At 44.5% G+C, this 15,360-nt stretch carries 13 protein-coding genes; all 13 read right to left on the reverse strand.

Annotated elements, in window-relative coordinates; all coding sequences use genetic code 11:
* Nucleotides 1-7 precede the first annotated feature (7 nt).
* The 13 genes from K7P76_RS17675 to pseI all read right to left on the reverse strand — a co-directional run bounded on the left by K7P76_RS17675 (nucleotide 8) and on the right by pseI (nucleotide 15,358).
* Nucleotides 8-889, reverse strand: coding sequence for a glycosyltransferase family 2 protein (locus K7P76_RS17675; protein WP_232186642.1), 882 nt, complete (start codon nucleotides 887-889; stop codon nucleotides 8-10).
* A gap of 14 nt (nucleotides 890-903) precedes the next feature.
* Nucleotides 904-1,788 (reverse strand): SGNH/GDSL hydrolase family protein, encoded by an 885-nt coding sequence (locus K7P76_RS17680; protein ID WP_232186643.1) that lies wholly within the window; start codon nucleotides 1,786-1,788, stop codon nucleotides 904-906.
* Nucleotides 1,704-2,057 (reverse strand): SGNH/GDSL hydrolase family protein, encoded by a 354-nt coding sequence (locus K7P76_RS17685; protein ID WP_232186644.1) that lies wholly within the window; start codon nucleotides 2,055-2,057, stop codon nucleotides 1,704-1,706. Before K7P76_RS17685 ends, K7P76_RS17680 begins: the two co-directional genes overlap by 85 nt.
* Before the next feature lie 33 nt (nucleotides 2,058-2,090).
* A complete protein-coding gene (locus K7P76_RS17690; RefSeq protein WP_232186645.1) occupies nucleotides 2,091-3,812 on the reverse strand; it encodes a glycosyl hydrolase family 28-related protein in 1,722 nt (573 codons plus the stop codon).
* Nucleotides 3,805-4,983 carry a hypothetical protein gene (locus K7P76_RS17695; RefSeq protein WP_232186646.1) on the reverse strand — a complete coding sequence of 393 codons (1,179 nt, stop codon included), beginning with the start codon at nucleotides 4,981-4,983 and terminating at the stop codon, nucleotides 3,805-3,807. The genes K7P76_RS17690 and K7P76_RS17695 overlap by 8 nt, the downstream gene beginning before the upstream one ends.
* 207 nt (nucleotides 4,984-5,190) lie before the next feature.
* On the reverse strand, nucleotides 5,191-6,384 hold the full coding sequence (locus tag K7P76_RS17700) for a glycosyltransferase (protein WP_309244774.1): 1,194 nt from the start codon (nucleotides 6,382-6,384) through the stop codon (nucleotides 5,191-5,193).
* Nucleotides 6,385-6,405: 21 nt separating this feature from the next.
* Nucleotides 6,406-7,977, reverse strand: coding sequence for a murein biosynthesis integral membrane protein MurJ (gene murJ, locus K7P76_RS17705; protein ID WP_232186648.1), 1,572 nt, complete (start codon nucleotides 7,975-7,977; stop codon nucleotides 6,406-6,408).
* Nucleotides 7,978-8,130: 153 nt separating this feature from the next.
* Nucleotides 8,131-9,738: a glycosyl hydrolase family 28-related protein gene (locus tag K7P76_RS17710; protein ID WP_232186649.1), complete on the reverse strand. Its 1,608-nt coding sequence runs from the start codon at nucleotides 9,736-9,738 to the stop codon at nucleotides 8,131-8,133.
* Nucleotides 9,739-9,902: 164 nt separating this feature from the next.
* On the reverse strand, nucleotides 9,903-10,862 hold the full coding sequence (locus K7P76_RS17715) for a GNAT family N-acetyltransferase (protein ID WP_232186650.1): 960 nt from the start codon (nucleotides 10,860-10,862) through the stop codon (nucleotides 9,903-9,905).
* 16 nt (nucleotides 10,863-10,878) lie between these two features.
* Entirely contained in the window at nucleotides 10,879-11,919 is a 1,041-nt protein-coding gene (locus K7P76_RS17720; protein WP_232186651.1) for a GNAT family N-acetyltransferase, read from the reverse strand.
* Between the two features lie 13 nt (nucleotides 11,920-11,932).
* Entirely contained in the window at nucleotides 11,933-13,105 is a 1,173-nt protein-coding gene (locus K7P76_RS17725; protein ID WP_232186652.1) for a glycosyltransferase, read from the reverse strand.
* A gap of 13 nt (nucleotides 13,106-13,118) precedes the next feature.
* Nucleotides 13,119-14,240 (reverse strand): polysialyltransferase family glycosyltransferase, encoded by a 1,122-nt coding sequence (locus K7P76_RS17730; RefSeq protein WP_232186653.1) that lies wholly within the window; start codon nucleotides 14,238-14,240, stop codon nucleotides 13,119-13,121.
* Nucleotides 14,241-14,302: 62 nt separating this feature from the next.
* Nucleotides 14,303-15,358, reverse strand: a complete 1,056-nt coding sequence (gene pseI / locus K7P76_RS17735; RefSeq protein ID WP_232186765.1) for a pseudaminic acid synthase — start codon at nucleotides 15,356-15,358, stop codon at nucleotides 14,303-14,305.
* Nucleotides 15,359-15,360: the final 2 nt, after the last annotated feature.

Here is a 15,360-nt window from a genome sequence, read left to right on the forward strand (position 1 = left end):
CCGTTTATTATAAAATGGTCACAAATCCAAACTTCCGTACTAGCCATGCCGTCTTAACGAAGGACATCGGTCTCCTATACGCATCATCGTGTACATCCGAATAGAGGCTCAGGGATTTCTTCACAAGGCCCATTTGCCCTTTGGACATATTAACTACACGAAGCAGGAAAAGAACCCACATAACCGGGATAACCGAAGAGTGCGTCGTCAACTTTTTACATAGAAATAAATTCACGTAACTTCTGCATACTTTTTCTTCGTCATTAATCCTTGTTTTTCTATTAGGTTGATGCACGACCGAGAAACGGGAGTAGTAGTAAACGATTTTCCCCTGTCCCCAAGCATACAAGGAAGCATAGTGCTCCTCTGCTCCATAGAAAAGATTCGCAGGATACAGCTCCCGCCCCTCAAATACGCTTTTTCTTATAAAATGGCTCGCCCCGATGTAATTGAACATAATGCCCTCGGACGGTTTCATATTCCCTTTCGGGAACACCCCATGTTCAAAAATATGATAGACCGTATTTCTTATTTCCGTACCGACGATCGCGATGTCCGGATGATCGGAAAATAGCTTCTCTATGTCCCTGAAGCCGGGCTCCGCTCTCTGTATCCAAGCATCATCGTCAATAAAATAAACAATATCTCCGTTCGCCCTAGCAAAGCCTACGTTTCTTGCGCCTGCAACGCCTAGGTTTGTTGGTAAAAATACGCCTTTAATCTTACTGTTCTTAAGGGATTGTTCCGTAACCCACTCTCGGGTTCCATCGATCGATCCGTTGTCTACAACGATCAACTCGGAAGTATGATCCATAAAGGAAAGACAAGATTCGATTGTCTTTGGCAGAGAGTCAAGTCTATTGCAAGTAATGATAACAATGGATACCATACTTACCCCACCATTCAATTCGTAATATAACCGATAATATGCGCAAACGTTCCTGTCGATACGGCATCCTTCGCAGGCGCAATCTCAACTTTGAGCTGATGCTTGCCTTGTGCCAAACCGCTTGTGACGATACTTTTCCAATTCACGACAAACGGAATATTCGTGCTGATTTGTCTTTGAAATTTCCCGTCTACGTAGACGTTAACGAGAGCGCCTTTAGGGTCTGTCATATAAGAAAGGGCCACAAATTGGCCTTCAAACTCGCTTTCGGCCGTAAACCCCGGTTTATTGCCAAACAAAGCATTTCCTCTATGGATAAAACCGTTGATAGTCGTCCATTCTCTTAGCGTACGTCCCGAGGTGAACGAGGACTGTGGATACAATAGTGAATCTCCTAATTCACTGATTTGTTTGCCTGAGTCGTACTCTTGAGAAAGCGCGTCATAAATTTGTTGAGCGTATAGCTTATAACCCTCGTTATTCGGATGAACGCCATCGATTGTCAATTGATCATAGGGCAGTGCAGACTTTCCGAACGATTGTCGAGTATCTACGTTGATAAGACCATAGCGTTTGGTCAGCGATTTAATAACATCGGGAAACGTTTCCGATTGAAGGCTGCTCTCGACTAAAGTAACAATTTCCGCATAAGGGTAGTCGTGCTTTATTCGGCGTATTAGATTTTCATAAATAGCACCGAATTCCTCCGTTGTTAAGGAACCTTGGTCGTTCTGTCCATAGCAGATGAATACCAAGTCGTAGCCATCGGCTTTCTTCTTTAATCGCTCGATATAGTCGATCCACCCGGCTAATACTACCGCGCCCCCATCGTAATGCGGTCTATGAAAGGGACGACATGATAAGTATTTTTTAATTTCCGATTCAATAGACCAAACCAATTATTCCCTCTTGTTGCGCCATCGCTTTGACCTATGCTGTCCCCTATAATCAAATATCGGATTACCTTTCCTTGCTTCATCTTGTCGTATAGGTTTAAACTGGCAGCCTGCTCGGTTTTCAGCTCTAAAGACGTTGACATCAGAGTCGTTTGCCGCAGCCATTCCTGCTCCTTGGCTTTCGAAAAATGGTTGCCGAAATAAAAGATGCATCCCATGACGACAACAAAAATAAGGATCGTAATCAAGGTTCTCTTGCTTGAATTGTACATCGGCCGATCAGCCTCTTTTCTCTTACCAACGACTCAGCCTATGTACTCAATTAAGCAATAGGCGCCGCCATTGGGCTCGTCCACTTTAGAACCTGAGCAGAGCCGAAGCTTACGCTTGGCATCGGTATTGCACTCGAATACTGGGTCGATATTCGCTTGAAACCCTCGACTAGCCTGTTCCGCATAAACCGCGGCAATTCGGGCAGGTACTTGCTCGGAAGTCTCGATCCAATAGTCGGCAGCTGCCTCGCTTGTTACCGCATCCGGCTTGCCGATAAATTTGACGTTCAGAATAATGGCGCCGAGCGGCAATTGAAAGCTCTCAGCTTCCCCGTTATGAGGTAATGCGCCAAAAGCATTTCTTATACTGATCAACTTCTTGGTGAGCACGGCGCGATTGTTGCTTTGAAACCCGAGATCGGAATCGTAGAATCCCGTCTCGTGGGTAGCGTGGATGCTTCGGCAGTTACGGAAAATAACCTGAGGTCTTCCCCCCTTATAGTCCGGAAGAGAGCTTTCATCGTTCGTGTAAACGATAAATTCGTCTGCCATTAGTCCATGTGCGAACTCGCAGCTCTCATATACGATATTGTGCGGACTTTCCCAAGAACGGGAGAGATAACGGAACTCGTGTTTGCCCATTAAGACGCAACTTTGAAAAGTAATACTAGGCATTTTCTGATTGATTGACCGGAAGGTCGCATGGATGGCAGGAGCCAATTGAAACGCTTGGGAAGACATGTCGCAGCTTATAAACGATACGGCACCATCATTCCACTCGCACTCTATGAGCTTGCTATTCTTGTTTCGATGCTCAAACCGCGCACCTATGCATAAGAACCTTTCCACGCCGCCAAAGTGACCACCGTTCATAAGCTTAAAAAAAGTTCCACCTTTATCGCGGTCATAGTGTATAATGCTGCCGCCCCAAATATTGATATTGCCGCCCTTTTCGAATACTAGGTAGTTTCCTTCTTCCACCTCGAATTGACAAGAGTAAAAGTTATAGTTAAGAAATTGATCCGAGCCCCCATCCGCCGGCACATAGATTCCGGCTCTAATGACTCCGGAGAAATTACAATGGAACCAAGTCATCTCGCTGTTAGTATTCGTGCCTTCCAAGTGAAAAACATAATTCCACGAGCCGCTCCACATGCAACGCTCGAATGTATAGTTTTGCGCGGAGCCCTCAGAGTAGGAATACATAAAGTTGTTGTTGACGTCATCCGAAATAAACTCGATATCGGAGATGGAAATAAATAGCCAAGTATCCTTGTTGTAAAGCAAATACTCGCCAGCTTTGCTATTCCGATAATAAATTTGCGTCAGACCTCTGCCTGCCCCTTGAATAACGAGTCCTAATGTCTTGGAATGGTATGAATGTCTCATTAGCGCTTCCGGTTTGGATAGGAGATAACATCCTTCAGGGACGTACAATTTTACCCTTCCTCGTGCCGTATCGTTGCCTAATGTTTCATGGGCAGGATTAGAGGCGGCCGATTGCTCTATATGAGTTAATGCCCGGATAAAAGCTTCGCTGCTGTCGCTTTTCCCCGTCGGATCGGCACCGAAGTCCACGACATTGGTCCAAGGCGGTGGTAGACTCGCGGAAACGACAGATACCGAATGCGTGGCCGCCTGCGGGAATAACCGTCTGCCGATGGCTCCTCCGGCAACAAAAGTAACGGCAGCCGCTGCTAATCCGGCAATAAAATCCCTTCTGCCCATCTTCTTCGGCATTCTCGGTTTAACCATTGTTGAGTTTCCCGATAGGAGGCAAATATAGCTGCTTCTTGCTCAGCTTCGATAATAAATTCGGAACCAAAACCATAATGACGAAGGTTCCAAAGCAATAGGCAAAGGCATTCATGAGATCTCCACGATAAATGATGAATAAATAACCGGCAATCAATGCATGCGTATAGCGATTCATAAGTGTGTCCGATTCCAACTTATTTACCATTCGAGCAACCAGAAAGGCACCCAGAATAACTCCGAACCAACCGAAGTTAATAAAAAACTCGCTCGGAATAGGATTGGATATGTTGCTAAAATCCATCTCGAATCGAGTGGAGATAAAATCACCCACCGCTTCTCCCGAGCTTAGCGGCTTTCCCGGCCAAATATTCCGGGGAACAAAAAAGAGCAATACGCCCAGCATTTGATAACCGTAAGCCAATCCATTGGCCTCTACATAGTGGAAGGTAGCGATTAAATTCGAATAAGCGTCGAAATGCAATTCCGTTAGTTGATCGAGCATTAAATGGTATAAGGATGGTATCTCAACTTCTTTTAAACCATTTCTGAAATTGTTCAACAGAGGAAAAATAACCAATAAACCTACAAATATAACCCCTACGAATTTACTAGGGCTAACTTTCTTGTGAAAGAACAAGTAAACAATCATGATTATGCAAAGTCCAATATAAAATCGATTTGTATTAAATGGACTGATTTGGTAAACGAAAATAATTGACGAAACACCTATATTCAAAAAACTTGCCATGCCTTTCTGTCTTTTCCAATTGTCAAAGGAGAACACCCAATTGGCAAACACGGTGCCTTGAAAACAAATATTAACTAGCAACAATATGGATTTATTGGAAACTTTCGCAGCGTAATCGACATTACCGAAGAAAAAATCAAATTTAAACTGGGCGAACGTAATAAGAAACATAAGAATAGCAGCTAAAAAATATAAGGCTCTGACTTTGTTATTAATTAAATGAAGGCCATTTTGCTCATTTGATCTTATAACAGCTTCATCTGGATTAATCTTTCTTCTTGTCCTCAATACGAGATACACAATGTTCCAAAGCAAAATCACTCCATTTGCTTTAATCATGTCATTAGGTTCTATCGGCAATGAGTTTGGAAAGAAAGGGCTAGATTCAAGTTGAATCACTGGAGCAAGAAAGAAAAACATATACACAAATACCCATATTATGGTGTCTAGATTCAAATACTTATTACTGATGGACTGGTAAAATCCAATCACGATGCATACTAGGTTTAATAAGAAAGATAGCAGCAATACGGAATCGGTCCACTGTGACGTATTCTGATAACAAATAAGTCCATTAATAAGAAAAAAGCAGATAAGGCAGTAGATTTTTAGCATAAACTTCTCCTTTCAGCGCGCAGCAAGTATTTCTTGATAGATTCCTTTAAGTTTCTCGCCGAAGAGATCCGGATGCAGCTCACGAATTTTCGTTTTCCCTTCGAGTCCAATTTTCAAAGCATACTCAGGGCTCTCTATTAAAGAGAGAATCGTATGTTCCAATTCATCAACATCATGAGGTTCGACCAACATACCGTTGACCCGATCGCACACAATATCCGCGATCCCCTCGCCCTTGCAGCCGATAATGGGAATACCATAAGACATAGCCTCGGCATAGACAACGCCAAATGCTTCGTTCCAACTCGGCAGACAAAACACAGATGCTCTGGAAAGCTTGTCCATTGCTTCCTGATGAGCCAGAGTTCCCGTGAAAGTAACCTTGTTTTCTAAATTAAACTTGCGTGTTAGACTCTTTAGCGGTTCTAATTGACTGCCATTGCCAATTATCGTCAGATGGTAATCTTCGTGCTTAGCGGTTACGCGATAGAACGCTTCTAATAAAACATGAATCCCTTTTCGCTCAATCAAGGATGCGATGGTTACGATATTTTTCGCTTTAGGTAAATTTTGCGCGCGCTCTTCTGTCCAAAAGGTGTTATAAAGAACCTGGATGCGCTCATTTTCCACATAAGGAAGAATGTTATCTCTAACGCGATTGCTTACGACAAACACTCTATCCGCATGATCGATAATCAGCCTGGATATTTTTCTTTGCCAGCCTCTTTTGGGAAATCGGTTAAACTTGTCGACATCATGCAGAGTAATTACATAAGGAATGTCGTAGCGTTTATATAAGAGATAGGCAATGACCCCGTCTGGAAACAAATTGTGGGCATGGATAACTTGATACTTCTTAATATCTATCCAATCCATTAGCACGGAAGATATGATTCCGGACTGGAAACTTAAGATATGGAACAACAACTTGTCCAGCGCGTCGTACGGATTCGAACGTATTAACTTCGGATGATAGACAGTTATCCCATCATATTGCTCCAATCGCGGAATGTTCGAATATCTCTTGATTTTGTCTGAAATGAACCCTAAAAATCTAGGAATATAGGGCACCATATTTACGACATCCACTTCAACTCCTCTAGCTTTCAAAGCTAGCGCCTGCTGGTGCGCCCATATCCCCAAATAGGGTGTATTCTTTTTTGGATAAGCCCACGATAGAAATAAAATTTTCAATATGATGTCCACTGTCCCTTCACCAAAATGACCTTAATCGCTAATCGTTACCGCCTCAGGAGCTTTCTTGAAATGGAGCTTGGCGGCAAGTTTGTCATATACGAAATTAATTTCCTGTATCCTCAAGAGCTTGATCATGCCTAGGTACAGAAACATCCCAAGCGCTAAGCAAACTCCGGTTAATAAAACATTCGTCTCGGTCATTTCAAACCACTTCAAACATTGTACTTTAAAGAAAAATGCGATAAACGCGGCTAATGCAGCTGAGGTTAGGACTTTCAAGAAATAGGAAACGGAAATGCCAAGCGAGTATTCCTTTTCCAACCTCTTATAAGTGATTAATGAATAAAAAAAGGAAATGGTCATAGCTGCAGCGGTTGAAATTGCGATTCCAATATAATGAAGTTTGGGAACCATTATAAAGCAACCGATGATAAAGCAGGATAAATATAAAATCGAGGCGATAAGCGGGGTTTTGATATTCCCTTTGCTGAAAAATATGCGCGTGAAAAACTCTCGTATAGGAATAATCATTATCCCAATCGATAGAAGGGTAAAAGCGATTGCCGTCATATCGGTATCCGTACGATCAAACGCCCCTCTTTGCAGTAATGCCTTGATGATATCTTGGGCAAAAACCATACTTATGATAGAAATCGGAGCTAGAATCAACAACAGGCTTCTGACGCTTGTACTTATAATTGCGTTATATTCATTCATCTTTTTCTCTGCAAGCGTTCGGACTACCGAAGGATAGGTTGCACTGACTAGAGCGGTACCGAACAACGTGACGGGCAACATAATAATTCTGTTCGCGTAATTAATCGCCGATGCGCTTCCCGCATCCAGATGTGCCGAGAAAAAACGGGTGGAAAATACTAAACATTGATCGACTAGAACCATGCCGACGACGGGTATAGATAAAACCAATAACTTTATTAAATACTTTTCTTTTATTCCCAAATATAATCGATACCGTACACCCTTCTTTACCAAGACAGGAGCTTGAACGAGTACTTGAAGGAACGTACCCAGGAGAAATCCCCATGCAACAGCATAAATGCCCAATGAAGCGTGATATAAGAGCATGAATACAATAATCACAATGTTACTTAAAACCGTGAGCAAAGCCGGCATTGTAAAATGATTTAAGCTATTGAGCACAGTCGATTGAGCATAGGCTATGGAGAAGAACAGCATGCTGGGAAACAATATCCACATCAACCGTTCTACTTTCATTTGTGATGAAACGTCATTCGCGAATATATCCGACAAGTTGTAACTGAACAAATAGCAAATGGCCGTTACAATCAGAATAATTAGTATGAGCCAGTTTAAAGTATTGCTGAACATCAGGGATGCTTTCTCCTCGCTGATTTCCACCCGTTCTCTTATGTATAACGGGATAAAGCTTGATAAGAAAACGACGCTGACAAAAGCAAGCAATATGGAGGGTATGGTGTTGGCGAATATATAAGAATCCATATCCATACCGGCTCCGTACTGAGCAGCCAACAATACTTCTCTGACAAGACCGAGAAAACTGCTTAACAAATTACCTATAAATAAGATCAGAGCCCCAGAAACCATTACTTTTGTATTCATTCTCTACCTCTTCTATGTTACAATTTGTATCCACATACTTACTTTATGACACAATTAGTATCATGTCAATAGCTATTTCCTCCGGTTAATCGCAAAAAAACAACAGCTCATTTTGAATACCTGAACTGTTGCTTTTCGATTAAAAATTTCATCTTATCCGATATACTCAACCAAACAATATCCTTTCTTTATCTGATTTACTCCGCTAGAGGCCACAAGTACTAAATGTCGCTTAGCATCAGAGTCGCAAATAAAGAACTGGTCTTGTTGGGTATTGAATCCCTTACGGGTATCTCCATTAACAGGATCGGCTGAGGCAAGTACGGTAGGTATTACTTCGCTAGTCTGTAATTTGAAATTCCAACCCGGTATATTGGATGTAACCGTACCAGGAGACATATATATCGATACTTTCGTAATGATTGCGCCTAACGGTATATACACGTCTTCAGTCGGATAAGCGTTATACGGTAAAGCGTTATTAGCAGTGTTAATGGAAACGACTCTTTTGGTTGTTTTGCCTGTTGTAGTCCTTGACCAGTTTAGTTCGGTATCAAAGACATATTTCGATTGAGTCGTGTTGGATAAACCGTTGCATTTCTCGAAGCTGATTTGCGGGACGCCGCCGTCATTAAATCCCGAAGCATTAACCAAATTAATAAACTGCTCAGGACTGTTATGTTGCAGAATCGAGCAATTCCTGTACGTAATATTCTCCGAACGTTGGAAACTTGTGAATGTATATTTATATTCATGACGCCCTTGTAAAACGCAGTTATCGAAAACGATATTCGGAAATGAATCACCATTTGAACTAAAGCTTGCATGAATCCAGTTTTTATCCGATTGATAAGATTGCGTTCCGGTGTCGATATTCATAAAGGTGACAATTCCCGATTTCCATTCGCATTGTACAAGCTTACTGGTGGATTTAACAAGTTCAATACGTGCGCCTATACAAGAAAATCTCATAGCCCCGTAATTATGATCGCCTCCGCCTACCCCCAGTTTAAAAAATGTACCTCCTTCGGTAGCACCCGGATAGTAGAGCAAACTCCCTCCGATGACATTGATGCTGCCTCCTTTTTGAGCATCAATGAAATCACCCTTGCTGACTTCAAACTGACAGGAAATGAAGTCATAGTTCACGAATTGATCGCTAGCGCTAGCCGGTATATAAAATGCTTTGTTCCATTCTCCGGAAAATCCACACTTATACCAAAGAATTTCACTGTTTGTATTCGTGCCCTCCAAGTGAAATCCATATCCCCATTTGCCTCCGAAGTGGCACCTTTCAAACTCCATCCCATGACTTCGTCCCGATGAGTAGGAATAAAAGAAATTGTTCGTCACTTTTTTCGATTGAAATTCGATATCTGAAACATGAATTTGATTCCAATTGTCCCTGTTATAAAATAAATATTGATTCGTATCCGGAGGATCGAATACGATCCGTGTTATCATTCTGCCAGCACCTATGACCGAAAAACCCATTGCCGTACCTGCAAAAGAATCATCCATTAATGCTTTACCCATCTTAATAAGATAAGTTCCCGATGGGATGTACAGCGTTATATTTCCTCTCCTTAACCCATTCTCAGACGAGAATGTTCCAATCAATCGTACGACTTCATTCCTCGCCGCGATAAAAGCGGCAGTATCGTCCGTTACGCCGTCTCCTTTGGCACCAAAGGACTTAACGTTTAAGACGCCGTAAAGATCTTTAATTCCCTGCATCAGATCTTTGTCGTTAATAGGCATTGCGTCACCTCCATAAATCTCATATGTAATTCAGTTTATGTCCGCGAACCGTTATTGCGACGGTTATTGTCTCTTGTCGTAATGTACAAGCATGGAAAATGGCGCACAAAAAAACCGTCAAGGCCGGTTGTGACCTTAACAGTTTACGTTCTCGCTCTATGAATCTATCTGATCGCCTGCTTCAAATAATAGGCGAATTTAAATAGTTTCCCGTTGATTTTCGATATTTGGAAATACGGTTTTTGTTGCGCGCCAAAAGCTCTGAAAAACCTTTCGACCGGTTCATGCATGCCCCCGTGCAAGTCGAATTGTTTCGTCACCTTGGACATCTCCCGGATGGCGTGCCAAATCAGCATCGAATGCGACCCGCCGGCGCTGCTATCGGGATCGGACCCGCCAAGAAGGTTATAGGCGCAATGCTGATCCCATACGATGTAGACCGCGCTATGGACACGCCCCCGGTCATCCTCCGCAAACCATATTTTCCGGCATTGCCGCTCGCGCAAGGCTTGGTCCAAAGACTTAAGAATGTCTAGACTATAGGGCATGGGAAAATTTTTCGGATCGAAAACTTTCCGGTGAAGCCCGTAAAACTTATCCACGTCGTCGCTTTCGACGATTCTAAGGTTTAGGCGTTCCGCATCCCGAATTTCCGATTGGACCTGACCCGTGAAGTTGGAATAAACGGAATCCAAGTCGCGAAGATCTTCAATAACGTAAGTATATCGGGTCGTCTGCCTGAAACCTCTCCAATAGAAAGTGCTCCAATTCGTAATATTCCGATTGAACTGTTGCTGCGAATAGTCCATGCTAGGCAACAGATTGATCAATTCCAGATAGATCTCGCGTTCATATGCGAGCTTGGTTGCGTATTTCTGGTTTTTCGGATAACGGATCCATATCCCCATCGTTAACGTCAACTGCGGCATTCGGATCAAATTAAAACCGTATTTCTTAATTTTATAATAGGGCAGGCTCGCAATAACCTCATTTCCCCTCTCTACCAGGCATACATCCCAGTTATCCGCGCCGCCGCAAGTGATGTCCAGCCACCAATCCTGATCGAACAAGGGGATGTCCGAATTATTCCTGCATAGTTCCCGATATTTGCTCTTAGAGTCCATAGCCCTGCCCCCTTATCTATAGGTTTCCCATTACGGATGCGGCAACGACAGCCGTGACTTGACTAAATGCTTGTTTCATATAATAGGCGAACTTAAAGAGCTTTCCTTGGATCTTCGTTACTTGGAAATAGGGCTTCTGAAGGGCTCCGAGAGCTCTGAAAAATCTTTCGACCGGCTCATGCATCCCGCCGTGAAGGTCGAATTGCTTCGTTACCTTGGACATCTCCCGAATCGCATGCCAGAGCAAGAACGAATGCGAGCCGCTTTTCCTTAGCTCGGAATCGGCGCCTCCCAGAAGGTAATACGCGCATTTCGCATCCCAAACCATGTAGATAACGCTATGGATTTGTCCCTGCTCATCGACGGCGAAATAGATTTTCCGGCATCCGCGCTTGCGGCATGCTTGATCCAACAGCTTCAAAGTTTCATAGTTATGCGGCATCGGAACATTTTGTCGGTCGAACGTTTTCTTGTTGATTCTATGGAACGTTTCCAGATCGTCGCTTTCTACGACCTTTAGGATTTTCTCGGCTTTGCGGATTTCCGCCCGAATATTGTCCCTAAAGTTCGCATAAATCTGATCCAAGTCCTGAATATTCTCGTAAACGTAAGTATATCGAGTCGTTTGCCGGAATCCCTTCCAGAAAAAAGTGCTCCAGTTGGTAATATTCCAATTGAAATGCTGATAAGAGTAGTCCACCTGCGGTAGTTTCTCGATAAGCTCCGTATAAATTTCCCGCTCGTAATTCAACTTCATGTCGTTCTTCAAGTTCTTCGGATATTTCATCCAAATCCCCATCGTAAGCGTCAATTCAGGCATCTCGATGACATTGAACAAATATTTTTTTACCTTGTAGTAAGGCAAACTTGCAACGATCTCATTCCCTCGCTCTACGATGCAAACATCCCAATTGTCAGGCCCCCCGCATGTGATATCGAGCCACCAGTCTTGGTCGAACAAAGACATGTCTCCACGGTTTCTGCACATTTCCCGGTATTTGCTCTTCGAGTCGGTCAAAGGGTTCGTTCTTGTTCTTTGGATGATTTCCGTATTCATCTCAAACACATCCTTACGCCTTAGATAGTTGTCGCCGCTTTGTCTTAAACATCTCTTCATAAAGCGCGGCGGTCTTGCGAACGTATTGCTCTTGGGTAAACTCCTGCATATAGACTTCGCCGGCGCGATCGCCCATACGGATGAAATCCATTGAGAACAAACGCAGGATCGCTTCTTTCAATTGATTGCTGTTGCCCGGGCTTATAAGCAATCCGGTGTTAGCTCGAACCATCTCCGGAACTCCTCCGACATCGGTTGCGATTACCGGGAGTCCCGCGCTCATCGCCTCTAATATAACGGTCGGAAATATATCGTAAACGGAGGGCAGAATGAGCACATCGCTCTGCTTCAGCAACTCCGGAACATCCCTGCGCAATCCTAGCATATATACGGTCTTCTCCAAACCTAATCGCTTGATTTGATCGACGAGATGGTCCTTGTACGCTCTTTCGGAATCGAAAGCAACGTCTCCGACGACGATGAATTTAATCGCGGGATGGGATTCCTTAAGCATAGCTGCCGCCTCGATCAGATATTCTATCCCCTTCATGGGCGACAATCGAGCGATCGTAATCGCAATGCGGTCGTCGGCAGCAAGCTGCAGCTGTTCGCGAAGCTTAAAGGATGGGGCGTCCGAATGGACAGACGTGTTCGATATACCGTTATAAATTTTGACGAGTTTACCGGATTCCTTATGAAACCAACGAAACATGATCTTGCTTCTCTCGCATAGGACGATGACTTTATCGTTGAACAGATGATTCAACCCGGCCACGAACTTATATGCGATTAGCGGTTTTCTTGCAAGTTCGTGCACGGTTTGAACCGTTGGGATTCCAAGCCACTTTCCGATTGCGTTCGCGCCGATGACTTCCATTTTATGAGAATGTATGAGATCGATTTGATAGGTTCTGACTATGTCGCGAATGACCTTCAAAGATCGCAGCAGGACAATGAAATTGCGAAAATAGTAACCGGCGTCGGTTGGTTTGCCGAAAACGGCCAAAGGTCCGAATAACACGGTAGCCCCCAAAGCTTCATACCTCGCAACATACGGAGAGGGCGCGGACAACAGGACGAATGAACGGTACTTCTCCCGGTCAAGCCCTTGAATAAGTTGAAGCAGCACGGAATCGACTCCGCCGACCTGACTGGCATAGGGCTGGACGAATAATAAGTTTTTCATTACTTGCCCCTCCCTACAGAGTTTGAAATTGGATGTTGTATTGAAGCGCTAGGTCGCAAAACCGGGAAGAGATGACTTTGTCATCCTCGCTCATGCCCATGCTTTCGATAATGAAAATATCCAGGCTCTCATTAGTCTTGCACAGATCGTACAAGTTCAGGATCGCCGTGCTTCCGAAGGAGAACATGTTCACTTTACGAATATTGTTCTTGGTAATGACGAGATATAGCAATTCGATCGGGAGCTTCTTGGGCAGTGGCATAATCTGGCTGGAAATCGCTTCAATCGGCAATTGCTCCCCTGGATGCTGCTTAAAGAAAACCAGAGTATCCTCGGAACCTATCGTCAGGTTTACTTTGGCGATGATTTCCGCGAAATATTTCCCCCTGTCCGCTACCTCGTCTACGAAAGGTTCCGTTAGGACAACCGTCATGGTATCTTTGCCATTGAGCCATCTATCGATTTCGTGAAGCTCAGGGTAAATCGCGTAACATTCCTTCATGATCCCCGGATCGTGCAAGAAATCCTTGAAGGCCATCGGAAGGCTTCGCGTCTTGTGACGGAGCGGATTTTTATTGTCGGATACGATCAACTCCGGACGTTGAAGCCAAACCGAGTTGATCCATTTTAAACTGCCGAAGTAGCCGCCGGGCAACCCGAACCAAGGAGCCAATCTTTTCAAAAGCTTCATATGCCAACTCTTATGGGTACTGTTATTGATATAATTGCCAAAACCTTCCTCGTACAGCGTGGAACGCTTTCCTTCACTGCTGAACTTCCGGATGATCGCGTATTCCACCGCCACGAAATCATGGGCGAGGAATACCTCCGTATAAGGAGAGATGTCCGAAAGCGTTCCCGGCAAATAACGGCTCCAGGATTGGTAAAAGAAATACTTCATGATGGGATTCAACTTCAGCTTCTTTTGATCCAGAGACTCGTCATCTATGAAAAGGACGTTATTCCAAACTCCCGTATCCCTCACTTTGCGGCTGAAGTCCGCCGCTTCGTAAAAGTGATTCAGGATGATAAGATCGCACTTATCGAAACCGCACCCCTTCTTGATCAACCGAGCCAATAGGTACTGATACGGTTTCGTGCAGACAAACAGTGTCTTGCCCTTCGTTTCATGCACCCCTTGTATACTCCTTTACTAAAAAATAAGCAGTCAATTCGGAATGTGCGGCAGTTTGAAATTCACGATCGAATCAGTTCCCACCCGACGGGTGTTCCTGCCTTAATCTCTTGGGATACTCTTTGCCCAATGAATTGGTTCAAATATTTAGGGGCAAGACCGTACCCCGGACGGATAACTCTTATATTCGTCTCGTTGAGTTCCTCTCCGCTCTTAACGTCTTGGCTGATATAGAGAGAACGGCGGAACTTAAGAGAGGATTTTTCTTTGTCGCTTAACCCGTATCGAACAGTACCCAATGCTTGCCGCGCCGTTTCCGTCTCGGAGACGAGGAGCTTCATTTCGTGCGGCTCCAAAGAAAATGCGGCATCGACTCCTCCATCCCCTCGCGATATCGTAAAATGCTTCTCGATGACAGTCGCGCCGAGAACGACGCTTGCAACCGCGGCGCCGATTCCGAGCGTATGGTCGGACAAGCCGATCTCGCACTGGAACAATTCGCGCATATGAGGAATGGTGAGAAGGTGGCTGTCTGCGGGCGAAGCAGGGTATGTGCTCGTGCATTTGAGCAGGATAAGATCCCGACAGCCCGCTTCCCGCGCGGCAACGACCATTTCCTCCAGTTCCGCCAGGGAGGCCATGCCGGTAGAGATGATGAGCGGCTTGCCGGTTCGGGCCGCATAACGAATCAAAGGAAGATCGTTATTCTCGAAAGAAGCGATTTTGTAAAATGGCGTGTCGAGCTCCTCCAGGAAATCAACGGCATTAGGGTGAAACGGCGTACTGAACGGGATCATCCCAAGCTTTCGGCAACGCTCATATATCGGTTTGTGCCATTCCCATGGCGTATAGGCTTGTTCGTAAAGGCTGTACAACGATTGGCCTTGCCATGGACTGGCGGGATCTCCGATGAAGAAATCCCCTGTGTCGAGGTCGAGCGTCATCAGATCCGCCGTATACGTTTGCAGCTTGAGCGCATGCGCTCCCGAAGCAGCTGCGGCATCGACGATCTCAAGCGCCTTCTCAAGGGATTGATTATGGTTTCCCGACATTTCCGCGATAATAAACGGTGAATGCCCGCTTCCGACCGTTCGGTGGCCCAACTGAATTTCTCCCATTT

The organism is Cohnella silvisoli (assembly GCF_021190915.1).
GTDB classification, from domain to species: domain Bacteria; phylum Bacillota; class Bacilli; order Paenibacillales; family Paenibacillaceae; genus Cohnella; species Cohnella silvisoli.

Coding starts and splice junctions, on each gene's coding strand:
- K7P76_RS17715 (WP_232186650.1), bottom strand. CDS start 10,862: ATGGACTCTAAGAGCAAATATCGGGAACTATGCAGGAATAATTCGGAC.
- K7P76_RS17685 (WP_232186644.1), bottom strand. CDS start 2,057: ATGTACAATTCAAGCAAGAGAACCTTGATTACGATCCTTATTTTTGTT.
- K7P76_RS17710 (WP_232186649.1), bottom strand. CDS start 9,738: ATGCCTATTAACGACAAAGATCTGATGCAGGGAATTAAAGATCTTTAC.
- pseI (WP_232186765.1), bottom strand. CDS start 15,358: ATGGGAGAAATTCAGTTGGGCCACCGAACGGTCGGAAGCGGGCATTCA.
- K7P76_RS17695 (WP_232186646.1), bottom strand. CDS start 4,983: ATGTTTTTCTTTCTTGCTCCAGTGATTCAACTTGAATCTAGCCCTTTC.
- K7P76_RS17725 (WP_232186652.1), bottom strand. CDS start 13,105: ATGAAAAACTTATTATTCGTCCAGCCCTATGCCAGTCAGGTCGGCGGA.
- murJ (WP_232186648.1), bottom strand. CDS start 7,977: ATGAATACAAAAGTAATGGTTTCTGGGGCTCTGATCTTATTTATAGGT.
- K7P76_RS17720 (WP_232186651.1), bottom strand. CDS start 11,919: ATGAATACGGAAATCATCCAAAGAACAAGAACGAACCCTTTGACCGAC.
- K7P76_RS17690 (WP_232186645.1), bottom strand. CDS start 3,812: ATGGTTAAACCGAGAATGCCGAAGAAGATGGGCAGAAGGGATTTTATT.
- K7P76_RS17675 (WP_232186642.1), bottom strand. CDS start 889: ATGGTATCCATTGTTATCATTACTTGCAATAGACTTGACTCTCTGCCA.